This window comes from Nonomuraea indica (assembly GCF_002850745.1).
GTDB lineage: Bacteria > Actinomycetota > Actinomycetes > Streptosporangiales > Streptosporangiaceae > Nonomuraea > Nonomuraea indica.
Genome location: NZ_KZ559469.1, coordinates 121,995 through 144,500, shown reverse-complemented (window position 1 = coordinate 144,500; position 22,506 = coordinate 121,995). Strand labels below are relative to the sequence as shown.

Sequence of the window (22,506 nt, the reverse complement as noted above, 5' to 3'; positions counted from 1 at the left end):
CCCTGACCTGGGCCTTCGTTCTGAGAGCGGGTGACGGGAATCGAACCCGCGCTGTCAGCTTGGGAAGCTGATGTTCTGCCATTGAACTACACCCGCGTCGGCCGAAGCCGCGACAACCACTGTAGCGGAAACCTGGCCGACTTCAGCACCGTCCCGCCGAAGTCCGATCACGTTCTTGGGGGCGGGTGGTGTACGGGTCGGCGAGCCTGCCGGGCGGGTACGCGGTAGGTTCGTCCACGTGCTGCTCTCCGACCGTGACATCCTCGCCGAGATCGACTCCGGGCGGCTGGCGCTCGATCCGTTCGACCGGGAGATGCTTCAGCCGTCCAGCATCGACGTGCGGCTCGACCGGTACTTCCGGGTCTTCGAGAACCACCGGTACCCGCACATCGACCCGGCGATCGAGCAACCCGACCTCACCCGCATGGTGGAGCCCGAGGGGGACGAGCCGTTCATCCTGCATCCGGGGGAGTTCGTGCTGGCCTCGACGTACGAGGTGATCACGCTGCCGGCGGATCTGGCGTCGCGGCTGGAGGGGAAGAGCTCGCTGGGGCGGCTGGGGCTGCTCACGCACTCCACGGCGGGGTTCATCGATCCGGGGTTCAGCGGGCACGTCACGCTGGAGCTGTCGAACGTGGCCACGTTGCCGATCAAGCTGTGGCCGGGGATGAAGATCGGTCAGCTCTGCGTGTTCAGGTTGAGCTCGCCCGCCGAGCATCCGTACGGTTCGGCCAGGTACGGGTCCCGCTACCAGGGGCAGCGCGGCCCGACGCCGTCCCGGTCGTTCAAGGATTTTCACCGCACCGTAATCTGAGGGCTGGACAGGGTGGTCAGGTCTCCGGGCGAAATGGCGCCGAAACTACCCGGCATCCTCGTGTCACACGGCGTACGGAGGGTAGCCAGTAGGCGAAGGGGACACGAAGTTCGCATTTCTCCTGGTAACCCGTACTCTTTCCACGGACCATCCCCGCACATCTGGAGAACGACGTGCGCCTGCGTCTCACGCCACGTGAGGACAGCTACTACGACCTGTTCGCCGACTCGGCGAACAACCTGGTCACGGCATCCCGTCTGCTGGTCGAGATCATCAGTGACGGGTCGGACAGGGAAGCCCTGGCCGAAAAGATGCGCGCCTGCGAGCACGCCGGCGACGAACGCACCCATGCGATCATGAACCGGCTCAATGAGAGCTTCATCACGCCGTTCGACCGCGAGGACATCTACCGCCTCGCGTCCAACCTCGACGACGTGATGGACGCCATGGAGGCCGCCTCCGACCTCATCGTCCTGTACCAGCTCGACCACCTCCCCAAGGACGTCGTGCGGCAGGTCGAGGTGCTGGAGCGCGCCGCCGAGCTGACGGCCGAGGCCATGCCGCGGCTGCGGTCGATGAAGAACCTCAACGAGTACTGGATCGAGGTCAACCGCCTGGAGAACCAGGGTGACCAGGTCTACCGGCGGCTGCTGGCCAAGCTGTTCAGCGGCGAGTACGACGCGTTGACGGTCATGAAGATGAAGGAGGTCATCGACGCCCTCGAAGAGGCCGCCGACGCCTTCGAGCACGTGGCCAACACCGTCGAGTCGATCGCGGTCAAGGAAAGCTAGGCCTCGTGGACCTCACGCTCGCCCTCGTCATCGGCGTGGTCGTCGTAGCGCTCGTCTTCGACTACACCAACGGCTTCCACGACGCGGCGAACGCCATCGCGACCTCGGTCTCGACGCGTGCCCTCACTCCCAGAGCCGCGCTGTTCATGGCCGCGGCGATGAACTTCATCGGTGCCCACCTCGGCACCCAGGTCGCCCAGACCGTCGGAAAGGGGATCATCGACGCTCCCCAGGGCAGCCACGGTCTGGTCATCGTGGCGTCGGCTCTGATCGGCGCGATCGTCTGGAACATCATCACCTGGTACTTCGGGCTCCCGTCCTCCTCCAGTCACGCGCTGATCGGCGGCCTGGTCGGCTCCGCGCTGGCGTCGTCCAGCCTCGTCCACTGGGACGGCGTGGTGGAGAAGGTCGTCATCCCGATGATCCTGTCGCCGCTGACGGGCTTCATGCTGGGCGCCGGGATCATGATCGCAATCTACTGGATCTTCCGCAACGCGCAACCAGGCAAGACCAACCGCGGCTTCCGCTACGCGCAGACCATCTCGGCCGCCGCCATGGCGCTCGGGCACGGCCTGCAGGACGCCCAGAAGACGATGGGTGTCATCTTCCTGGCGCTCGTGGTGGGCGGCTACGCCGGCGAGCAGGACCCGATCCCGCAGTGGGTCATCCTGGCCGCCGCGACGGCGATCTCGCTCGGCACGTACGCGGGCGGCTGGCGGATCATGCGGACGCTGGGCCGCCGGATCATCGCGCTCGACCCGCCGCAGGGGTTCGCCGCCGAGAGCGCGGCGGCGATCGTCCTGTACGGGGCGGCGATCGGGTTCGGCGCGCCCATCTCCACCACCCACACCATCACCAGCGCCATCATGGGCGTGGGCTCCACCAAGCGGCTGTCGGCGGTGCGGTGGGGAGTGGCGGGCAACATCGTCACGGCCTGGGTCCTGACGATCCCGGCCGCCGCCCTGGTGGCGGCGCTGTCCTACTTCGCCCTCCACTGGTTGATCGAGAGCTAGGCTCCGGCGGGTGGGACGGCGGCGTACATCACGTCGACGTCCCACCGGTTGAAGCCGAGCGACTCGTACAGCCTGATGGCCGCGCTGTTGGCCTCGTCCACGTACAGCATCGCCTGGGCGAGGCCGCGCGAGCGCAGGTGGCTCAGGCCGGCCACGGTGAGCGCCCGTCCGAGGCCGTTGCCCTGCTCGGCGGGGTCGATCCCGACGACGTACACCTCGCCGAGCGGCTCGTGCCCGTGCTCGGAGGACCCGTGGATCTTCGTCCAGTGGAAGCCGACGATCCGCTCGCCGCGCACGGCCAGGAAGAAGCCGGCCGGGTCGAACCACGGCTCCGCCTCCCGCTGGCGCAGGTCGCCGAGGCTCCACGCGCCCTGCTCCGGGTGATGGGCGAAGGCGGCGGCGTTCACCTTGAGCCACGCCTCCTCGTCCTGGCCGGGCGTGAACGTGCGCAGCCGCACCCCGTCGGGCAGCGCGAGGGGAGCGAGCGGCGCGAACAGCGACCGGCGCATCTGCCACAACGAGCGCACCCGGAGCAGCCCCTGCGAGGCGGCCAGCACGCCGGCGGCCTCGTGGTCGCCGTGGGCCCACAGCCGCAGCCTGCCGCCCGTCAGGTCGAGGACGGCGCTCAGCAGCCGGCCGCCGTGCCCGCGCCGCCGGAACGACGGGTGGACGACCAGCTCGCCGCTGGGCCCCTCGACCTCGTCGGTGGGATCCACGTGCGCGTAGCCCGCCAGGGACTCCCCGTCGTGGAGGAGCAGCGAGCGGGCGCGCGGGTCGCCGCCGTAGCGCAGGTGGAGCATCACGTGCTCGTTGAGCGGTCGGACGCCGTCGGCCTCCGTCGCCGCCTCGACGAGCTGCAGCACCTCGGTGATTTCCTGGTCATCGAGCCGTTGTTCGATCTTCACGTGCACGGTCACAGCTCGAACTCTAGGCGTACGCCTGGCAAATAGCGCCAGGGGGTCGGCGGATGAATCGTTACCTTTGCGACATTGGCTGCCAAGCTCGCCGCCGTAACGTCTTGGGCCATGACCTCTCGTTCCCTGCTCCGGCTCGCGCTGGCCGGAGCCGTCGCCACGGGCGCGGCCTTACTCGCCACGGCTCCGGCGGACGCGAGCAACACCGCCCGGACGGTCCCCGTCCGCCTGCTCTCGCTCAACGACTTCCACGGCCACCTGGAGCCCCCGACCGGGTCCTCCGGGCGGATGGTCGACGAACACGGCCAGACCGTGGAGGCGGGCGGAGCCGCCTACGTCGCCGCCCACATGAAGGCCCACGCCGACCCCAACACCATCGCCGTCGCCCAGGGCGACCTCATCGGCGCCACGCCGCTGATCTCGGCGGCGTACCACGACGAGCCGTCGGTCGAGTTCCTCGGCAAGATCGGGCTCAAGGTGGCCGCCGTCGGCAACCACGAGTTCGACGAGGGCTACGACGAACTGCGCCGCATCATGAAGGGCGGCTGCCACCCGGTCGACGGATGCTCGCCCGCCGGGGAGTGGAAGGGCGCCCGCTTCGACTACGTCGGCGCGAACGTCCTGTTCAAGAACCCGGACGAGAAGACCGACGCGCTCGCCGCGCTGGCGAACCAGCCGGCGGTCCAGGAGCTGATGTCCGACTGGGGCGTGCCCGCGCTGCCGCCCGTCAGCGTCAAGTGGATGAACGGCGTGCCGATCGGCTTCATCGGCCTGGTCACCACCTCCACGCCGAACATCGTCACGGCGGAGGGCATCAAGGACCTCAAGTTCGCCGACGAGGTCAAGGCCGCGAACCTCGCCTCCAAGGTGCTCCGGCTGGTGGGCGTGCGGGCCCAGGTCGTGCTGGTGCACGAGGGCGACCAGGTCACCGCGGGCCAGTCGCCCGACGCGTGCAGCGCCGTCCCCGGCGTGGGCAACCGGATCGCCACCCAGGTCGCCCCCGAGATCGACATGGTGCTCAGCGGCCACTCGCACCAGGCCTACCTGTGCACGGTCAAGGACCCGTCGGGCCGCGACCGCCTCTACTCGCAGGGCGGCTCGTTCGGCCGGGTCATCACGCAGGTGGACATGCAGGTGGACGTGCAGTCCCGCGACATCGTCCGCTCGTCGGTCGTGGCGGACAACCACGTCGTGACGCGCACCGTCGCGCCGGACCCCGAGATCTCCACCTTCGTGAACCTGTGGAAGGAGCGCGTCGCCGGGGTCGCCAACAAGCCGGTCGGCCGGATCACCGCCGACATCGGCAACACCGCCGCCCCCAGCGGGGAGACGCCGCTGGGCGACCTCATCGCCGACGCCCAGCTCGCCGCCACCAGAACCGGCGGCAACGCCCAGATCGCCCTGATGAACCCCGGTGGCGTCCGCGCCCCCCTCACCTACGCCGGCTCCCCGGCGGGCGAGGGCGACGGCGTCGTCACCTACGGCGAGGCGTTCACCGTCCAGCCGTTCAACAACCTCATGCAGGTGGTCACGCTGACGGGCGCCCAGCTCAAGACGGTGCTGGAACAGCAGTTCACCGGGGGCCCCAACAACCAGGCGTTCACCAAGATCCTGCAGCCCTCCGCCAACCTCACCTACACCTACAGCCGGTCCGCCCCCTGGGGCTCCAAGGTGTCCGACATCCGGATCGACGGCAGCCCCGTCACGGACTCCCAGCCGATCCGCGTCGCGGCCAACAACTTCCTGGTCGGCGGCGGTGACGCGTTCCTCGCCTTCCGGGACGGCACGGACGTGTGGAGCGGGCCGCTCGACATCGACGCCTTCGTCGCCCACCTGGGCGAGCACAGCCCGGTCGCCCCGCCGACCACCGGCCGCATCACCGTGACGGACTGACCGTCCCCTCGTTCACATCCCTTACGGCAGAGCACGGCAGGGTCCGGCCACCGCAGGTGGCCGGGCCCTGTCCCGCTACACGTGCGCCTGGTCGGCGCGGTCGGGGACGAAGCGGTAGCCGACGTTGCGGACCGTGCCGATGAGCGACTCGTACTCGGTGCCGAGCTTGGCGCGCAGCCGCCGCACGTGCACGTCCACGGTGCGCGTGCCGCCGAAGTAGTCGTAGCCCCAGACCTCCTGCAGCAACTGGGCCCGGGTGAAGACCCGCCCCGGGTGCTGCGCGAGGTACTTCAGCAGCTCGAACTCCTTGAACGTCAGGTCGAGCACCCGGCCGCGCAGCCGGGCCGTGTAGGTGGCCTCGTCGATCGACAGGTCGCCGCTACGGATCTCGTCGGGCACGTCCTCCCCGGCGGCCTGCGACATGCGGCCGACGGCGATGCGCAGACGCGCCTCCACCTCCGCCGGACCGGCGCTGTCGAGCAGCACGTCGTCCACGCCCCACTCGGCCGTCATCGCGGCCAGCCCGCCCTCGGTGACGATCACCAGCAGGGGGCAGTCGATGCCCGTCGTGCGGATCAGCCGGCACAGGCTCTTGGCGTGCGCGAGCTCCTTGCGGGCGTCGACGAGCACGGCGTCAGCCGGTGGGGTGTCGATGAGCGCGGAGGCCTCCGCCGGGGAAACGCGGACCGAGTGGAGCAGCAGCCCCAGCGCCGGCAGCACCTCGGACGACGGCTCGAGGGCGTTGGTCAGCAGGAGCAGGTTGCTCATTCGGCCTCCTCAAACACGCAAGGACCCGGGGGCTACATCGCCCAGGTCCTGTAGGCGAGGATATATCAAGGGAAATGCGCGTCCATGGGACGTCCGGCAGATGAACACCGCGTCACCTGCGACAACTGTGTTAACGATGCCGCACAACGGAGTGGGGCCGAGTATGAGGAAGCCATGGCTACTGGAAAAGTCAGGTATTGGGCCGCGGCGAAGGCGGCGGCCGGCATCGCCGAGGAAACATTCGAGGCGGCCACGCTGGGCGAACTCATGACGAAAATCACACGCGACCGCGCCGAACTCGCGCGTGTCGTGAGTCGTTCGTCGTTTCTCGTCGACGGCGATCCGGTGGGCAGACGCCCGCATGACGAGGTGGTGCTCGGCGACGGCGTGACGGTCGAGGTGCTTCCGCCTTTCGCCGGCGGATGACCGGCGGTCCGGAGGAGAGGGTGATCGCCGATCTTCCGGCGGAAGGGTGATCGACGGCTTCGCCGGGGAATGAGCCGTACCAGCCGATAAGCTCAGCAACCCGCCCGAGACCAGGGAGCCCGATGCGCAAGCTGATCGTATTCCTGTTCATCCTGGTCGTCCTTCTGGTCGCCGTGGATCGCGTCGCGGTCGCGGGGGTGGAGCGTGACCTGGCCAACAGGATCGCGGCCGCCGCCGACCTCAGCGGGCAGCCGACGGTGACGATCGAGGGCGTCCCGTTCCTGACCCAGGCCGTGTCGGGGCACTATCCGGAAGTACGCTTCGACCTCGGCACCCTGACCTACGGCGGGGTGCCGGTGCGCGGCCTGCGCGGCACCGCCTACGACGTGACGGCGCCGCTCGCCGACATCATCCAGAACCGGGCCGACATCAGGGCCGGGCGGCTGACCGTGCGGGGCACCCTGACCAGGGCGACGATCGACAAGTTCGCGCCCGACGGGGTCCGGATCAGCGGCAACGGCCGGCGGCTCGTCGCGTCCGGAGAGGTCAGGGTGGGGGCCAACCCGGTGAAGTTCAACGCCGAGCTGCGGGTGGACGTCGCCGACGGCGGCATCAGGCTGCAGGCGGAGCGGATCGAGGGCGTGCCCGACTCGCTGGCGGGCCTGGTCAACTACACCATCCCGTTCAAGGGCGGCCTGCCCTTCGACGTCAGGGTGACGGGGGTGAGGAACGTGGCCGACGGTCTGGAGTTCACGGCCGAAGCGACCGACGTGCCGCTCCGTGGATGAGGGTGAACCACTCCGCCCCGCCGTACGTGATGAGGGTGTGAGTCCAGCAGGAACCGCCGACGAGGAGCTCGTGCGGACCCTTTTCGACGAGCACGCCGGGCCACTCTACGGTTACGCGCTGCGGCTGACCGGTGATTCCGGACGGGCGGAGGATGTGGTGCAGGAGACGCTGCTGAGGGCGTGGCGGCACCCCGAGGCGCTCGCCGACCGCCCCATCCGCGCCTGGCTGTTCACCGTCGCCCGCAACCTCGTCGTCGACCAGCACCGGGCGCGCAGGTCTCGCCCGCCGGAGACCGGCGACGAGGCGCTGGCCGTCGTCCCCGCGGACGACGAGCTGGAGCGGGCCGTCGAGTCGTGGGCGGTGGCCGAGGCGCTGGCCGCGCTGCGGCCGGAGCACCGCGAGGTGCTGTTGGAGGTCTACTACCGGGGGCGATCGGTGAAGGAGGCGGCGGCCACGCTCGGCATCCCGCCCGGCACGGTCAAGTCACGCACCTACTACGCGTTGCGGGCGCTCAAGCTCGCGCTGCAGGAGCGGGGGCTGGCGCCATGACGACGTGCGAGGAGGTGCGGATCGCGCTGGGCGCCCACGCGCTGGGCGCGCTCGACCCGGACGAGGCGCTGGAGATCGACCTGCACCTGGCCTCCTGCGAGGCGTGCGGGGCGGAGCTGGTGGAGCTGGAGGGGGTCTCGGCGTTCCTCGGCAAGGTGTCGGAGCACGACGTGGCGCTGGTGGCCGGGCCGCCGCGCCAGGTGCTCGACCGGCTGCTGAACGAGGCGCGGGCCAGGAAGCGCCGGACACGCCGCGTCCTGCAGGCCGTGGCGGCCTCGGCGGCGGCGATCGTCCTCGGCGGCACGGTCTGGACGGCCGTGGACGGGCCGGGTGACGGGGGCACCGCGGCCTCGGCGCCCGCGGCGCCCGCCATGACCACCGGCCCCGAGGCCGAGCCGGGCGCGCCGGAGGAGGCCAACCCGCTCATCGCCCCGGACCAGGAGTTCAGGAGCGAGCCGAGTCCCACCAGGTCGCCCGCGCCGCGGGCGACCGAGCGGCAGCAGGCCGACCAGGAGGCGGCCGAGCAGAAGGCGACCGAGCAGCGGGCGGCCGGGCGCACGTTCACGGGCCAGAGCGGCGACCGCCGGGCCCCGGTCCGGGCCACGGTCCGGGCCACGCCGGACGGCGCGCGGACCGAGCTGGCGGTCCGGGTCTCCGGAGTTCCCGCCGGGACGACGTGCGAGGTGGTCGTCGTGGCGCGCGGCGGCGACCGGCACCCCACCGGAAGCTGGACCGTCACCCGCCCCGACCGCGCCGGCGCGCCGTACCACGTGGCGCAGGCGCCGGTGGCCCTGGCCGCCGTCACCCGTTTCGAGGTGGTCGACTCCACCGGGCGGGTGCTCGTACGCGTCCCGGTGACCGGCCGCGACTGATACGGGCCGTTCCGGACGGGCGGTACGGGCGACCGGTACGGGCGGCCGTTCCGCCGGGGACGGGAAGCAATCCGGGGCCGTCGTGGTTGCACCTCACGCGATGACAGGCGTGTGGGTGGTGCTGGCGACGCTGGCGCTCGGAACGGTGATCGGGGTGGTACGACTGCGCCGCGACGGACGCATGCGCGAGCAGGCGGGAGACCGTCTCACCGGCACCGTGCTCGGCGCGCCGCTGGGCGAGCGGGCCACGCTCGTGCAGTTCTCCACCGCCTTCTGCCAGCCGTGCCGGGCGACCCGCCGCGTCCTGGCCGACGTCGGCGCGCTCGTCCCCGGCGTCGCGCACGTCGAGATCGACGCCGAGTCGCGGCTGGACCTGGTGCGCGAGCTCGACATCACGCGCACCCCGACCGTCCTCGTGCTCGACGCGGCCGGCAGGATCGTCAGGCGGGCCTCGGGGCAGCCGCGCAAGGCCGAGGTCCTCGCCGTCCTCGCGGACGTCGTCCCCGCCCCCGAAGCGGCGCGCGACCGGCGGCCGTCTCACGATCCGTCTCATGAACCGTCTCACCAACCGGACGAGATGTGACAGATGGCGAGACGGCGAGTAGTGTCATCGCCATGAACCCATCGACAGAGCTGCTGACGAAGCGGCGCGCGGTTGATTTCTGCCGCGTGGCCACCGCGCTCTGTCGCGCTGCCTGAGGACGGTCTCGCGCGGATTTCCCGTCCGCCCCAAACCCGACCCCCTTCAGGAGCATCCTTCGATGCGTGCCGACCCCAGAGCGCTGCGCTTCGGCGCGGCCGTCACCACCCTCGTCCTGGTCCTCGTCCTCGTGACGGGCAGCGCCTGGCTGCTGGCCGCCCAGGCGGTGGTGTTCGCGCTCGGACTGGCCGGCCGCTCTCCGTACGTGATGCTCTTCAAGGCGCTCGTCAGGAGCGCCCCGAAGGAGACCGAGGACGCCCGCCCGCCGCGCTTCGCGCAGGGAGTGGGGCTCGTCTTCGCGGTCGCGGGGCTGGCCGGACTGCTCGCCGGGATCACGCCGCTGGCCCTCGGGGCCACGGCCGGGGCTCTCCTGGCCGCCTTCCTCAACGCAGCCTTCGGATTCTGCCTCGGCTGCGAAACGTACCTGCTTCTTCGCCGTCTACTGCCCGCCGCCACACTGGAGGTTCACCAATGAGCCGCTCCGCCGCACTGGTGGATGCCGACTGGGTCGAGGCCAACCTCGACACGCCCGGCGTCGTTCTCGTCGAGGTCGACGAGGACACCAGCGCCTATGACAAGGGCCACATCCGTGGCGCCGTGAAGATCGACTGGAGGCAGGACCTCCAGGATCCGGTGCGCCGCGACTTCGTGGACAAGACCGGCTTCGAGACGCTGCTGTCCGAGCGCGGCATCTCCAACGATGACACCGTCGTGCTCTACGGCGGCAACAACAACTGGTTCGCCGCCTACGCCTACTGGTACTTCAAGCTCTACGGCCACGACAACGTGAAGCTGCTCGACGGTGGCCGCAAGAAGTGGGAGCTCGACTCGCGCGAGCTCGTCAAGGACGTGGCCGAGCGCCCGAAGACGCAGTACGTCGCCCAGGAGCAGGACCACTCCATCCGCGCCTTCCGCGACGAGGTCGTCCAGGCCATCGGCAAGCTCAACCTGGTGGACGTCCGCTCGCCCGACGAGTTCACCGGCAAGCTGCTCGCGCCGGCCCACGTCCCGCAGGAGGCGGCCCAGCGCGGCGGTCACGTGCCCACGGCCCGCAACATCCCGTGGTCCAAGGCGGCCAACGACGACGGCACGTTCAAGAGCGACGACGACCTGCGCGCCCTCTACGGCGCCGCCGGCGTCGACTTCGGCAAGGACACCATCGCCTACTGCCGCATCGGCGAGCGCTCCGCGCACACCTGGTTCGTGCTGCACGAGCTGCTCGGCCAGTCCAACGTGAAGAACTACGACGGTTCGTGGACCGAGTACGGCTCGCTCGTGGGCGTGCCGATCGAGCTGGGAGAGGCCCGCTGATGACGACTCAGGGATGCGCAGCGCCGGAGCAGACCATCGCGCTGCCGGCCGGGATCGACCTGTCCAACCAGGCGGTCATCCAGGGCGTGGTGACCGGGGCCGACACGGCCTACGCGCGCCTGCTCGACCACTCCGGCGAGTTCACGGGCGAGGTCGTGGTGTCCGACGAGGGCATCTTCCGCTTCTTCGCCGCGCCCGGTGACTGGACCGTCCGCATCATCGCGGGCGGCGGCGTCACCAAGGACGTGCAGGTCGAGGCCAAGCTGGGCGAGGTGTCCCAGCTCGCGGTCGCCGTCTGACGGCACCGCCACAGGCACCCGACGGGCCCGCGCCGGCGACGGCGCGGGCCCGTCGCGTTCCCGGGAAAAGCGCGTTCCCGGGAAGAGCGCGTTCCCGGGAAGAGCGCGTTCCCGGGAAGAGCGCGTTTCCGGAATGAGTGGGTTTCCGGAAGAGTAGGGGTGCAACCGGATCGCGTCCGGTGGTGTTGGTCAGGATGTGAGTGAGATCGACTGTCTCGACCCGGTGCGCAAGGCGCTGCTCGACGACCTCGACGAGGGGTTCGCCGAGCTGTACGGCGCGCACCGAGGTGTGGTCTTCTCGACCGCGCTGCGGCTGTGCGGCCGCTGGGCCGACGCCGAGGACCTGACGGCCGAGACGTTCCTGCGCGCCTACCGGGCGGTGGCCGGCTACGACGCCGCCCGCATCGCCGAGCTGCGGCCCCGGGCGTGGCTGCTGACGATCCTCATGAACATCTGGCGCAACTGCGCCCGCGCCAAGTCGCGCAAGCCGCCGCCCGATCTGCGCGAGGAGCCCGTAGACACCGTCGATCCGCGCGAGGGGGTCGAGGAGGCGGCCGTCCGCCACGAGACCGGCGACGAGCTGGCCGGACTGCTCGCCCTGCTGCCGGAGGAGCAGCGGGCGGCCGTCGTGCTCCGGCACGTCGTGGACCTGCCGGTCAGCGAGATCGCCGAGGTGCTGAGGGTGCCCCAGGGCACGGTCAAGTCGCACGTATCGCGCGGGCTGAAGCGGCTGCGCGCGCTTGGAGGTGCCCGATGACGCACGATCCGCTGCTCGCCGGCCTCGCCGCCCTGGCCGCCGACGCGCCCGACGGACTGCTGGACCGGATCGCTGCCCGCTGGGTACGAGTCGCCGGTCCCGTCGGCGAGGTGTTCGTCGCGTTCACCGACGAGGGCGTCGCCTACGTCCGCGAGGCCGACGAGCCCATGCACGCCGGGCCGGACGATGACGCGCGGCGGCGGTTCACGGAGGGCTTCAGGCGGCGGTTCGGGCGTCCGCTGCTGGCCGCGACCCGTCCGCCCGCCGGGCTGCTGCCCGCCCTGCGCACCGGCCGGTCGGGCGGGCTCCGCCTGGACCTGCGCGGGGCGACCGACTTCCAGCGGGAGGTGCTGGAGGCCGTCCGCGGCATCCCACGGGGCGAGGTCCGGCCGTACTCGTGGGTCGCCGCCCGCGTCGGCCGACCGGGCGCGGTGCGCGCGGTCGGGTCGGCGCTGGCCGGCAACCCCGTGCCGTTGCTCGTGCCGTGCCACCGGGTGACGCGCGCCGACGGGGAGGCGGGGGAGTACGTCTTCGGCGCCGCGACCAAGGAACGGCTGCTGCGCGCCGAGGGCGTGGACCTGGACCGGCTGCGCCGGCTGGCCAAGGACCGCGTGTTCTACCTGGCCAGTGACACGACCGGGGTGGTGTGCCTGCCCACCTGCCACAACGCCCGGCGGATCACGCCTGCGCACCGGCACGGCTTCCGCACCCTCGCCGAGGCCGGCTCGGCCGGCTACCGCCCCTGCCGCACCTGCCGCCCCACCGGCCTGGCCGCGTAGCGAGCGGTCAGCGCGGGCGATCAGCGCGGGCGGTCAGCGCGGGCGGTCAGCGCAGAGAGGGCCTGCGCAGGAGCAGGCACGCGTGGACGTCTTCGGGGCCGAGCGTCCGGTAACAGTGCGGCACGTCCGCGCCCCACGAGACGTGATCTCCCGGGCCGGCCGTCAGCGGCGCGTCCACCGGCCCGGCGGTCAGCCTCCCGCTGAAGACCGTGACGTGCTCGCTCACCCCCTTGTCGTGGCCGGGCGCGGTCCGGCCGGGGCCGGGCGGCACGCGCAGCCGGTAGAGCTCGTAGGTGACCGTCTCGTCCTCGAACGACTGGAGCAGCACCATCTCCACCGCCGACCCGCGGACGCGGCGGCGCGGCGGCGCGGGCGGGTCGAGGACCGCCCCGATGGGCACACCGAGCTGGGCCGTGATGGCCCACAGCGTCTCCAGTGCCAGGTCTTCCGCGCCGGCCTCCAGACCGGACAGCGTGGCCTCCTCGATGCCGGCCCGCCGGGCGAGCTCGGCCAGTGACACCCCATGCGACTGGCGCAGCCGCCGCAGCCGCTCACCGACCGCGCGCGGGTCGGCGCCGAGTGCCTGCCGTGGTTCCATGCCGCCATCGTCGCCCAACCGACGGCCGTTGGGTGCGTCAGGCGCACCTTTGTCACCGCCGGGAAAAGGCTTCGTGGCCCGCCGGGAACGTCTCCCGAGAAATTCTTTTCCAGGCCCCATGAAGGGGTGTCGTGCCTGGTAGGAGGCGCTATGTGAACACGATGTTCGCGTTTGCCGTCCGATATCGGGCCGCCGATGATGGGGCGATGCGCATTCTGCTGACCGGAGCAACCGGAAATGTCGGCCGGATCGTCGCCGAGCGGCTCGTACGGGCCGGAGCCGACGTGCGGGCCGTGACCCGCTACCCGCGCCGGGCGCGCCTCGACGGGCCCGTGGAGACCGTCCAGGGCGACCTGCACGACCCGCCGAGCCTGCGGTCGGCGCTGGAGGGCGTCGAGCGGATGTACCTCTTCCCGGTGGCGGCGACCGCCAAGGAGGTCGTCGCGCTGGCCAAGGAGGCGGGCGTACGCCGTGTCGTGGTGCTGTCATCGGGCGCCGTGACCGGCGGCTTCGACACGGACTTCCACCTGCCGGTGGAGCGGGCCGTGGAGGAGTCGGGGCTGGAGTGGACCCACGTACGGCCCGGCGAGTTCATGCTCAACCGGCTGTGGATCTGGGGACCGTCCATCAGGGCCGGGCGGGTCGTCCGCGACTTCGGCCCGGACCTGGCCTGGTGCCCCGTCCACGAGGCGGACATCGCCGACGTGGCCGCCGCGGCGCTCCTGGAGGACGGCCACGCCGGCGCCGCCTACGACCTCAACGGACCCGAGACGATCAGCCGCCGTGACCAGGTGAAGGCCATCGCCGAGGCCATCGGCGAGGACATCCGCTTCGAGGCCGTCACGCCCGCCGAGGCGAGAGAGCTGTATCTCGCGCAGGGCGGCTTCGCGGCGGACAACGCCGACTTCCTCACCGGCTTCACCGACTACTCGGGGCAGGAGGCGGACCCGGCGGCGATGGACGACTTCGACATAACTGCCTACGGCCCGCTGCCGACCGCGGAGGCGGTCACGGGCAGACCCGCCCGCACGTTCGCCGAGTGGGCCCACGACCACGCCGCCGACTTCACCCGCCGCGCCCCCTGACAAGCGGGGCGCACCGGGCGAGGCCGTGAAGCGCCGGAGAGAGTCGCTCCGAACTCTGAGCACGGACGGCCATCCAAGTCACCGCGAAGATCCTCTGACCTGCCAACACGTCAGGCCGGAGTTTCCTGACTTCCATGGGCCGCACGTCGGGCCGCTTCTGCCGGAACATCCGCGTGGTGCCGCTGACGTGCGAATGCCGGCCGCTGACGTACGAACTGTGCGGCGCCGCCGTGCTAGCCCTGTGGCGGGCCGCCGGGGGTGCACCTGAACATCTCGGCGAACCGCCGCTGAGCTATCCGCATGAGCTGGATGAGGTCTCGATCTTGGTTCCGTGCACGATTTTCTTTGATCGTGATAGTGATGAGCGAGTTATTGGATCCGCAACGGAACCAGGCCTCTACTGTCCGGTACGGATAGAGTCGGATATCGAAGTCGCTTATCAGGCCCTTGCCCAGTTCCTTGGGAAGTGCGGTAGGATTGCGCGTCTTCCCGAACTCGATGTATTGCTCAATGGCCCTTCGGGAGCCTGATGCGTCGTAGCTTGTAATGAAGAGGCTCTGCTCTTCATTTGATATAACGCAGGCATAGCCGTCCGGATTGTGTTGATCGTCACCCGCATCATAGGGACCGGTGTAGCCGGTCACGTCCGCCACTGCAGCCTGTGGGATGAAGTAGCAAAGGTAGGGGGGTCTGTCGGCGAGGGGGGACTGGACGGGTGCGGGAGCATGTGTCGGAACAGGCGCGGGCGTGTCCTGCGTGCATCCGGCGATCATCATCACAGCGACGGCTGTGCAGAACCACCATGGAAGCCTATTCATCCTTAGTCGCAGCCTTGAGATTGTCGCGGAGTTCCTTGGCCCCTATGTAGGCACTCTGTTGTGCTTCCTTGTAGTTGGCAGGCACCGTGGTGTTGTCCGCTATCCAGCGCGTGAAATACTCGTATTCGGCTTTGTTCATGTCTAGCGGATCTTTCACCCTCGGCGGATTCCCGACCGCGATGAAAGGGTTGAGATCTTTGTGGCTGTAAGCCTCATGGGCCACGGCCGACGATGCCAGCATTTGCTTCACCAGCTCTTGGGCGGCCAGGTCATTGGATGCGGCATCGCTGAACGCCTTGCCCGTCTTTCCGCCGGCGTGGCCGCTCTGCTTGACGAGCCAGTCCCCGGCCTTCGTGTAACCGCCCTTCACGAAGTTCTCGTAGATGCTGCCGGCTGCTTCGAGTCCGGCCTTGCCCACCTGGCCGGCGAAGGGGACGGGAACGAGGCCGATCCCCTCTTGGACCAGTTTCCGCAGTTCCTCGTCCGCTGCGTCCGCCTCCCTGCCCCGGCCGACGAGAGCCATCCGGCGTGCCTCCACCAGGTGCCCCAGCGCTGTGGAGTTGAGTGCGATCACGTTGTTCAGCAGTTTCCCGTTGCCGGTGGCCAGACCTTGATCGATCTTGCCGCGCATGTCCGCGATCTCCCCGCGAAGCAGTGCCTGGTAGCCCTGGTCATCGACGGCTGTCTCGAGCATGACGAGATCGAGGTCGGTCGGGTTGAAACGAGCGGTGTTCCTTCCGTCGACATGTCCCGTGAGCTCGTTGTCGTCCGCGCGCGGCTGGTTCCAGAAGTAGGAGAACACGATGTCGTCGGAGTGTTCGGCGAGGATGCGGCCCATGCTTTGGCGGATGCCGGAGAGTCGGTCGAGTTCGGAGGGGTTCTTGAACTCGATCTCGCCGGCGTCGTTGACGGACACGCGCGGCTTCACCTCGTCGGCGAGGAGTTGTGTGGCGATGACCGCCAGCCGTTTGGAGCCGGCGTCGGCGCCCTTCATGGCGGCTTCCATGGCCGTGCCCAGCGACTCGCCGCGATCGCCCATCGCCCACTGCGGACGCCGATCCTTCAGCAGGTACGTCAGCAGGTCGCGGCTGTCGAGCAGTGCCTGGGCACGTTCACGTGAGGTGCCGGCGACGGTCATCAGCGCGGCGATGGGGTCGGCGGTTCCGATGGCGTCGGAGCCCTGGAACGGGCGCGTATCGATGGGTGCGGGGACGTTGTAGACGTCGGTGTCCTTCGGCAGGAACCGTACGCGGTGCTGCTTCAGGTAGTCGCGGTCCCAGCGGATCATGTCCTGGCCGATGGTCTTCATGAACCACGCGCTGTACGCCTGCCGCGGCGCCGCCGCGAGGATCTGGCCGAGCGACCAGTAGCCGGGGTTCGTCAGCCCGCCCATGTCCGGAGCCGGGATCTCCGTGCGGCCTTGCTGCTTCAGTTCCTCCAGGGACTTCCGGCTGAGACGCGCGCTGCCGGTCGGGTCGGTGGCCGTGGCGAGGGCCTTGCTCAGCATGGACAGGACGTCACGGTTCTGCCGTCGGACGGCCGCCGCCGAACCGTCGTCGGCGTCGAGCGCCTTGCGCACCCGTGTCCCCATGGCGGCGGGGATCGCGAGGAGACCTCGCGCGCCGAGTTGCTCGACGAGGGCGGTGGCGAACCGCGGCTCGGACAGCCGTTCCGCGAAGGCGGCGAGCTTCTCCCGCGCGCCGGCGTCCCCGAGGGCGGCGGCTGTGAACAGGGGAGCCGCTTGCGCCGCTTCGGCACGTACCGTGGCCGGGATGATCCGGGCCTCGTCGATCCGCGTCATCCCGGCCGGGACGACCGGGCCGGGCACCGGGTTGCCGAAGACGTCCACGTCGACCTTCCCGGCCTCGTACGCGAGATCGCGCCGCCGGTAGAGGTCGGGGGCCTGGTCGGTCAGCCACTGCCCTATCCGGCCGATCACCGCCACGCCGGGGTGTGTGAGCTCGACCTCGTTCAGAATCGCCCGGAGCTGTGCCGCGCATTCGGTCAGGCCTTTTCCCGCATTCTGCACGCCATATCCGAGTTGGTGCATTTCTCTGGCGTCGATCGAGGAGAAAGTCATTCGTCCCGCGGCCCCATCGTGGTCAGGTTCGAGATCGTCTCGTCGAGGTGATCGATGACTCCGCGCAGCCCTCGCCACAGCTCCGCACGCTGGTGCGTCAGGTCGCCGGCGAACCTGTCGGCGGTGGGCCCCGTCCACGTCCGGCCGCTCGACATCTGCAGCAGCGGCCGGTCCAGGGAATGCCAGTGCTGGTCCGACAACTCCTGTGCGCGGCGCAGCGCGTTCACCAACTCGGCACGAGTAGCCATGCTGACCTCCTACCGATGTTGTACGCGGACCGCGCCCGACCGGTCTCACATTTGTTCCGATTCACTTTGCCACGCCGCCATTCCTTCGTCATGCCGCCGGACGAAAACGGTATTTCTGTCAGCCGGGCACCATTCGTCTGGAACTTTCCATTTTCGCGATCTTGATGCTCCCGAACGGCCAGTCGAACGAGGGTGGACGAGTCGTGCGGCGCCGCCGGTCAGGGCTTCGTCCGCCGTACCGAGGGAGGGTTCGCGGTTCCTGCGCGCCAGGGGCGGGCCCGGGGCCAGGGGCGGCAGGTCTGCCGACCGGCGGGGACACCGGCGGCAGCGGTTCACAGCCGGCAGGCGGCGACCGGCAAGGTCGCGGCCGTTCCTCGTGATTGGTGATGACAGTGGTTCGCAAGTGCGTCACGGTGAAGTATGGGGGGTCTCGACGGGTTAAGGCGGGTATTGGTGCACGAAAGCGTGAAATGTCCTGACTGTGGGGCGTCGCTGTCCGACACCGGGACGGGGACCGGGGCTCCGGAGCCGGTGACCAGGTGCCCGAAGTGTGCGTTGCCTCTGCAGGGAGCCGCCGCGCAGGAGCTCTGGCAGGTGGACCAGGCCCTCGCCGGGCTGCTGGAGCAGCAGGCGCGGCTGCAGGCCCGCCGCACGGAACTGCTCGGCGTGCTGCGCGCCGGCGCGACGGCTCAGGGGGCGGCGGGCACGGCTGCGGCCGGCCCGGGAGCTGCGGGTGCGGAGGGCGACGGGCCCGCGGGGACGGGTGCCGCGGGTCGGGGGCCCGCGGGTGCGCAGCCGCCGTACCCGGCGATGGCGGCCGGATCCGGAGCCACGGGGCCCGGCGCCCCGACGCGGGAGGTCTCCCCCGGCACCGCGAAGAACGTCCTGCTCATCCTCGGCGGCCTGCTGCTGACGGTGGCAGCGGTGGTGTTCACCGTGGTGAGCTGGGGACTGCTGGGCATCGGCGGGCGCGCGGCCGTGCTGGCCGTCTTCACCGCGCTGGTCATGCTGGCGCCGGTCGCGCTGATCCGGCGCGGGCTCACCGCGACGGCCGAGACCATGGCCGGGTTCGCGGTCGCGCTGCTGCTGCTGGACGGCTACGCGGCCAAAAGGGTGGGACTGCTCGGGGTCGACGCCCTCGACGCGCCGCATTACGTGGCCGGGGTGCTCGGGGTCACCGCGCTCGTCCTGGTGGCCTATGCCCGGATGACCGGGCTTCGCGGACCCGCTCCGGTCGCCGTGGTGCTGGCGCAGCCGGTCCTGCCACTGCTGACCGGCGACCGGTCGGCGACCTGGCTGGTGGCCATGCTGGTGGCCACGGCCGCGCTGGACGTCGCCCTGGCCCGCCATGGCCGGGGAGCCGTGAGGGTGACGTCCGCCCTGGTCGGCAGCGTGGTCGCGACGCTCGCCCTGCTGGGCGGCGCGGCGCACGCGCTGGGGTCCCCGTCCACCGGTGAGGCCCTGGTCAGGTCGGCTCCGCTGGCCGCGCTGGCTCTGCTCGGCGGATTCGTGACGTGGCTGCTGGCCAGGCCGGGCGAGGCCGAAGGGCAGATCTGGGCCTCCGCCGTCACCGTCGGCACCACGCTCGCACTGATCGCCGTACCGGCCGCGCTGACGCGGCCCGCGCTCAACGGCACCGGCACGGACTGGCGTCCGCTGGCGTACCTCGTCCCGGCACTCGCCTTCGGGCTCGCGGCCACCTGGCTGCCCTGGCGCAGGGTACGGCTGGCGGGCATGGCCACCGGGGGGCTGGTGGCGCTGCTGACCACGCTGACGCTGCTGCCCCGGCTCGTGGTCACGCTGGCGGCGCCGCTCGCCTGGCTGGACACGCTCTGGACGGGCACGTGGAACGGACGGGAGTGGCAGCCGTTCGAGCCGGTCTCGCCGGCGGACGTGGTGGCGCTGGGCGCGGTGACAGCCGGCCTCCTGGCGGCGGCCGCGCGTGGCACCGGTGTGCGACCGATGGAGGCGGCGGCCGCGCATGGTGCCGACTCTCGGCCGATGGAGGCGGCGGCTGCGCATGGCGACTCTCGACCGATGGAGGCGGCGGCCGCGCGTGGTGCCGACTCTCGGCCGATGAGGGCGACCGCGGCCGGTGTTCTGGCGTCGGGGGCGCTGGTGTCCGGGGCTCTCCTGGTCGCGGTGGCCCCCCAGGCCTTCGGGGTGCCCTATCCGGCCGCGGTGTCGGTGCAGGCGGTGCTGGCCGTCACGCTCGCGGTGGCCGCCACACTGTGCCGGGCGCCCTGGTGGGCGACGGCATGCGCGCTCGTCGCCGGTCCGTTCTCGGTACGGGCGGCGGCGTACGCGTTCGGCAGCGAGCCGGCGACGCTGACCGTGCTGCCGATCCTGGCGTCGGCCGCCGCCGCGATGGCGCTGACGGCCAGGATGAAGCGGCTCCGGGTCTGGGGACTGGGATTCGCCGCGTTGTTCCTCGGGCTGGAGGCGGTGGCGGTGGGGTTCTCGCTGGGCCTGCGCGTCCTGGTCGCGGCGAGCTGGGGATTCGCCGTGGCCGGGGTGCTGGTGCTGCTCATGTCGCTGTGGGCGGACCCGGCCGGCCGAGGCGGCGCGAACGGCCTCAGGTACGGCGGCACCGCCCTGCTCCTGCTCGCCTCGTGGCTGCGGCTGGCGGCGGACGAGGTCACCGTCGTCGAGGCGTACACGGTGCCCTGCTCGCTGGTCCTGCTGGCATCCGGCTGGTGGCGACGGCGGCGCGGCGCGCCGGTCTCGTCCTGGGCGGCCTACGGTGCGGGTCTCTGTTTCACGATGCTGCCCAGCCTGGTGGCGGTCTACGCGGACTCCGGACGGTGGCGGTCGCCGGTACTCGGCCTGCTGGCGCTGGCGGTGCTGCTCGCCGGAGCCCGGCTCCGGCTCCAGGCCCCCACGGTGGTCGGAGCCGTCGTGGTCGCCGGGGTCGCGATGCGGGAACTGGCCCCGTACGTGTCGGAGATGATTCTCGCAGTGCCCAACTGGGTGCCGATCGCCGCGGGCGGGCTGCTGCTCGTGGTGGTCGGGGCGACGTACGAGGCCCGCATGCGGGACCTGCGCCGGTTGCGTGACACCCTGACGGCGATGGGGTGACGCCACCGGTGGACGGCCGGCCACAGCGGCCCGGGCTGTGGGGTGAGCTGCGGCGTTCGGGGCAGACCGCTACCATTCACCAGATGTCAGGTTCGTCCGGTGTGGCGGCACCACCTCGACCTGCGCCGCCGCCGGCCCCGAGGATGCCGTCGCCGTTCTCGCTCCCCCTGCACGCGCTGCGGCTGCTGGGCAGGTGCGGCCTCGCGCTCGCCCTGTGGTTCTCGGCGGGCGAGCTGATCCGCTTCGGACTGCTCTACGCCGCGACCGAGGTGGCCTACGGCGACTTCCGGCAGGTCCGCCTCGTCATCATGACGACGCTGCTCACCCTCGTCGTGCTGGCCGGGATGACCGTCGTCACCGGCATGCTGCACAGCCTGCGCGGCGCCCTGTGGGAGACGCGCGCCCGCGCGGCCGAGGGAGCGGCGGACGAGCCGTTCTTCACGGCGCTCGACCGGGTCGCGCCGGCCTTCACCGTCCTCTACCTGGCGTGGGGTTTCCAGGTGGAGGACGCGCGTGACCTGGTGCAGATGGACGTGTTCCATCACATCTTCGACCTGACCGACGCCGCTCTGTTCGGGGAGGAGTCCCGGGTCGGGCAGGTCTTCATCGACATCGACTGGCGCGTGTCCGCCGGCACGATGGTCGCCGCGTTCGGGCTGAAGACGCTGTTCGCCAAACTGGTGGAGAGGGGCGGCGGCCGGTTCTACGGGTTCGCCGCCGCCTTCTCCGAGTTCGCCTTCGTCTTCTACGGGCTCAACGCCACGTTCGCGCTCGCCCAGGCCAGGACGGAGTGGGTGGAGCACCGCGCGGTCGTCTCCGGGGCGGAGGAGGCGCTGACGAGCGCCAGGAAGAACGTGGCGGTGGTCGAGGCCGTCGCCTCCGCTCTGGGCGAGGTGTGGCCGCTCCTCCTGGGCGCCGTCGCCCTGCCGCTCGTCTGGCTCACCGTGGCGATGCTCGTCTTCGGCACGTACGCCGACGACACCCGGACCATGGTCAGCGGCACCCGGTTCGAGCGCGGCGTCGACCGCCTCGAAGGCAGCCACGCCCTGACCCGACAGTCGGTCAACCGCCTCACCGGCGGCTTCCAGGAGCGCTGGGTGCCGCTGGTCAACTCCCTGCGGCTGATCGTCAAGGGCGGTGCGCCGCTGTTCGGGATGATGTGCCTGTGCCACGTGGCCGTCACCGTGGGCGCGCAGTACGCCGACCGGGCGGTGCGGACGCTGATCGGCTCGCAGGTCGAGTGGACGTGGTTCTACCTGGGGGCGCCGGTGTCGTTCGTCCGCGACCTGCTCGTGACGACGGTGACGATGGCGCTGCTGGCGGCGGCGTTCGACCTGGCGGCCACCCGGGCCCGGCTGCGCGGCGAGGCGTTCACCGCCGGAAGCGCAGCGTCGTCCGGGGCGGCTCCGGAGTCGTCGGCCGTTTGAACAGGTCGTCGGTCGGCGTGTCGGAGCGGTAGGCGCTGGGCGTGAACGCCAGCTCCACCTGGTCCGCCACCGCGACGGGCACCACCGCGAGGCCCTGGAGCGCGTACTCCCGGCCGACCTCCAGCCGGTCCGACGGCCGGTCGCCGGAGCCCAGCTCGACGGCCCAGCTGCGGCCCGCCCGGTCGTGCAGCCTCAGGTCGCCCGGCATGCCGGTCAGCGTGGCGCTGCCGTCGGACAGCACCTTCTGGGTGATGTCGATCTTCATCCAGGCGACGTCGGGGCCGTGCCGGCTGCCCGCCGGGGCCTTCGTCCGGGCGACGGAGGCCTTCCACTCGACGTCGTCGACCTTGCCCGCCCGGCCGGCGGGCACCACGACCTCCGTGGTGTCCTCCTGTGTGGAGACCTGCTCGAAGAAGAGGTAGCCGTCCACGGTGTACGCGGTGACGGCCGCGAGCACGCTGACCACGGCACCGACGGCGACCAGCGCCGCGCGCCCG

Annotated in this window: 25 protein-coding genes and 1 tRNA gene; 18 read left to right on the top strand and 8 right to left on the bottom strand. The window is 70.9% G+C overall.

The genetic code is table 11. The annotated features are described in order from the left end of the window. Positions 1-25: 25 nt before the first annotated feature. Positions 26-96 (bottom strand) — tRNA-Gly (locus tag CXR44_RS12250). 142 nt (positions 97-238) lie between these two features. Between CXR44_RS12250 and dcd the strand changes: the two genes are divergently transcribed. The 3 genes from dcd to CXR44_RS12235 all read left to right on the top strand — a co-directional run bounded on the left by dcd (position 239) and on the right by CXR44_RS12235 (position 2,618). Then, the gene (dcd, locus tag CXR44_RS12245) at positions 239-814 is read left to right on the top strand and encodes a dCTP deaminase (RefSeq protein WP_101785787.1); all 576 of its coding nucleotides are present in this window, start codon (positions 239-241) and stop codon (positions 812-814) included. 173 nt (positions 815-987) lie between these two features. After that, positions 988-1,605, top strand: coding sequence for a DUF47 domain-containing protein (locus CXR44_RS12240; protein ID WP_101785785.1), 618 nt, complete (start codon positions 988-990; stop codon positions 1,603-1,605). A gap of 5 nt (positions 1,606-1,610) precedes the next feature. Beyond that, positions 1,611-2,618, top strand: a complete 1,008-nt coding sequence (locus CXR44_RS12235) for an inorganic phosphate transporter (protein ID WP_101785783.1) — start codon at positions 1,611-1,613, stop codon at positions 2,616-2,618. Here the strand turns inward: CXR44_RS12235 and mshD are convergent. Continuing rightward, entirely contained in the window at positions 2,615-3,535 is a 921-nt protein-coding gene (mshD, locus tag CXR44_RS12230; protein ID WP_180903351.1) for a mycothiol synthase, read from the bottom strand. The genes CXR44_RS12235 and mshD overlap by 4 nt on opposite strands. A gap of 108 nt (positions 3,536-3,643) precedes the next feature. On the opposite strand from mshD, the gene CXR44_RS12225 reads away from it, so the two are divergent. After that, positions 3,644-5,425: a bifunctional metallophosphatase/5'-nucleotidase gene (locus CXR44_RS12225; protein ID WP_101785781.1), complete on the top strand. Its 1,782-nt coding sequence runs from the start codon at positions 3,644-3,646 to the stop codon at positions 5,423-5,425. A gap of 75 nt (positions 5,426-5,500) precedes the next feature. Here the strand turns inward: CXR44_RS12225 and CXR44_RS12220 are convergent, their stop codons facing one another. After that, complete coding sequence (locus tag CXR44_RS12220) at positions 5,501-6,193, bottom strand: response regulator transcription factor (protein ID WP_101785778.1); 693 nt, start codon at positions 6,191-6,193, stop codon at positions 5,501-5,503. A 174-nt stretch (positions 6,194-6,367) separates the two neighbouring features. On the opposite strand from CXR44_RS12220, the gene CXR44_RS12215 reads away from it, so the two are divergent. The 11 genes from CXR44_RS12215 to CXR44_RS12170 all read left to right on the top strand — a co-directional run bounded on the left by CXR44_RS12215 (position 6,368) and on the right by CXR44_RS12170 (position 12,675). Continuing rightward, positions 6,368-6,619, top strand: a complete 252-nt coding sequence (locus CXR44_RS12215) for a MoaD/ThiS family protein (RefSeq protein ID WP_101785776.1) — start codon at positions 6,368-6,370, stop codon at positions 6,617-6,619. A 122-nt stretch (positions 6,620-6,741) separates the two neighbouring features. Then, on the top strand, positions 6,742-7,407 hold the full coding sequence (locus CXR44_RS12210; RefSeq protein WP_101785774.1) for an LmeA family phospholipid-binding protein: 666 nt from the start codon (positions 6,742-6,744) through the stop codon (positions 7,405-7,407). Between the two features lie 37 nt (positions 7,408-7,444). Further along, the gene (locus CXR44_RS12205) at positions 7,445-7,957 is read left to right on the top strand and encodes a sigma-70 family RNA polymerase sigma factor (RefSeq protein ID WP_101785772.1); all 513 of its coding nucleotides are present in this window, start codon (positions 7,445-7,447) and stop codon (positions 7,955-7,957) included. Beyond that, positions 7,954-8,829: a zf-HC2 domain-containing protein gene (locus CXR44_RS12200; protein ID WP_101785770.1), complete on the top strand. Its 876-nt coding sequence runs from the start codon at positions 7,954-7,956 to the stop codon at positions 8,827-8,829. Before CXR44_RS12205 ends, CXR44_RS12200 begins: the two co-directional genes overlap by 4 nt. 100 nt (positions 8,830-8,929) lie before the next feature. Beyond that, positions 8,930-9,412: a thioredoxin family protein gene (locus CXR44_RS12195; RefSeq protein WP_101785768.1), complete on the top strand. Its 483-nt coding sequence runs from the start codon at positions 8,930-8,932 to the stop codon at positions 9,410-9,412. A gap of 32 nt (positions 9,413-9,444) precedes the next feature. Then, complete coding sequence (locus CXR44_RS42140; RefSeq protein WP_350668905.1) at positions 9,445-9,528, top strand: putative leader peptide; 84 nt, start codon at positions 9,445-9,447, stop codon at positions 9,526-9,528. Positions 9,529-9,590: 62 nt separating this feature from the next. Further along, positions 9,591-10,004, top strand: a complete 414-nt coding sequence (locus tag CXR44_RS12190) for a DUF4395 domain-containing protein (protein WP_101785766.1) — start codon at positions 9,591-9,593, stop codon at positions 10,002-10,004. Next, entirely contained in the window at positions 10,001-10,840 is an 840-nt protein-coding gene (locus CXR44_RS12185) for a sulfurtransferase (RefSeq protein WP_101785764.1), read from the top strand. The genes CXR44_RS12190 and CXR44_RS12185 overlap by 4 nt, the downstream gene beginning before the upstream one ends. Next, complete coding sequence (locus CXR44_RS12180) at positions 10,840-11,139, top strand: DUF1416 domain-containing protein (protein WP_101785762.1); 300 nt, start codon at positions 10,840-10,842, stop codon at positions 11,137-11,139. The genes CXR44_RS12185 and CXR44_RS12180 overlap by 1 nt, the downstream gene beginning before the upstream one ends. A 196-nt stretch (positions 11,140-11,335) precedes the next feature. Beyond that, positions 11,336-11,896, top strand: a complete 561-nt coding sequence (locus CXR44_RS12175; RefSeq protein ID WP_245899104.1) for an RNA polymerase sigma factor — start codon at positions 11,336-11,338, stop codon at positions 11,894-11,896. Beyond that, a complete protein-coding gene (locus CXR44_RS12170) occupies positions 11,893-12,675 on the top strand; it encodes a methylated-DNA--[protein]-cysteine S-methyltransferase (protein WP_101785760.1) in 783 nt (260 codons plus the stop codon). The genes CXR44_RS12175 and CXR44_RS12170 overlap by 4 nt, the downstream gene beginning before the upstream one ends. 46 nt (positions 12,676-12,721) lie before the next feature. On the opposite strand, the gene CXR44_RS12165 is transcribed toward CXR44_RS12170, so the two are convergent. Then, on the bottom strand, positions 12,722-13,273 hold the full coding sequence (locus tag CXR44_RS12165; RefSeq protein WP_101785758.1) for a helix-turn-helix domain-containing protein: 552 nt from the start codon (positions 13,271-13,273) through the stop codon (positions 12,722-12,724). 206 nt (positions 13,274-13,479) lie between these two features. On the opposite strand from CXR44_RS12165, the gene CXR44_RS12160 reads away from it, so the two are divergent. After that, positions 13,480-14,358, top strand: coding sequence for an NAD(P)H-binding protein (locus CXR44_RS12160; RefSeq protein ID WP_101785756.1), 879 nt, complete (start codon positions 13,480-13,482; stop codon positions 14,356-14,358). A gap of 233 nt (positions 14,359-14,591) precedes the next feature. Here the strand turns inward: CXR44_RS12160 and CXR44_RS38870 are convergent, their stop codons facing one another. The 3 genes from CXR44_RS38870 to CXR44_RS12145 form a co-directional block, all read right to left on the bottom strand. Then, positions 14,592-15,002 (bottom strand): hypothetical protein, encoded by a 411-nt coding sequence (locus CXR44_RS38870; RefSeq protein ID WP_144069937.1) that lies wholly within the window; start codon positions 15,000-15,002, stop codon positions 14,592-14,594. Positions 15,003-15,168: 166 nt separating this feature from the next. Then, positions 15,169-17,256, bottom strand: coding sequence for a hypothetical protein (locus CXR44_RS12150; protein WP_144069936.1), 2,088 nt, complete (start codon positions 17,254-17,256; stop codon positions 15,169-15,171). Then, entirely contained in the window at positions 17,253-17,504 is a 252-nt protein-coding gene (locus CXR44_RS12145) for a hypothetical protein (RefSeq protein WP_101785750.1), read from the bottom strand. The genes CXR44_RS12150 and CXR44_RS12145 overlap by 4 nt, the downstream gene beginning before the upstream one ends. 555 nt (positions 17,505-18,059) lie before the next feature. On the opposite strand from CXR44_RS12145, the gene CXR44_RS12140 reads away from it, so the two are divergent. Both CXR44_RS12140 and CXR44_RS12135 read left to right on the top strand, forming a co-directional pair. After that, positions 18,060-20,582: an SCO7613 C-terminal domain-containing membrane protein gene (locus CXR44_RS12140; protein ID WP_180903349.1), complete on the top strand. Its 2,523-nt coding sequence runs from the start codon at positions 18,060-18,062 to the stop codon at positions 20,580-20,582. An 83-nt stretch (positions 20,583-20,665) separates the two neighbouring features. After that, the gene (locus tag CXR44_RS12135) at positions 20,666-22,009 is read left to right on the top strand and encodes a hypothetical protein (protein ID WP_144069934.1); all 1,344 of its coding nucleotides are present in this window, start codon (positions 20,666-20,668) and stop codon (positions 22,007-22,009) included. On the opposite strand, the gene CXR44_RS12130 is transcribed toward CXR44_RS12135, so the two are convergent. Next, positions 21,954-22,506 (bottom strand): hypothetical protein (locus tag CXR44_RS12130; RefSeq protein ID WP_219601765.1); only part of this gene is annotated, 553 nt, incomplete at its 5' end. The genes CXR44_RS12135 and CXR44_RS12130 overlap by 56 nt on opposite strands.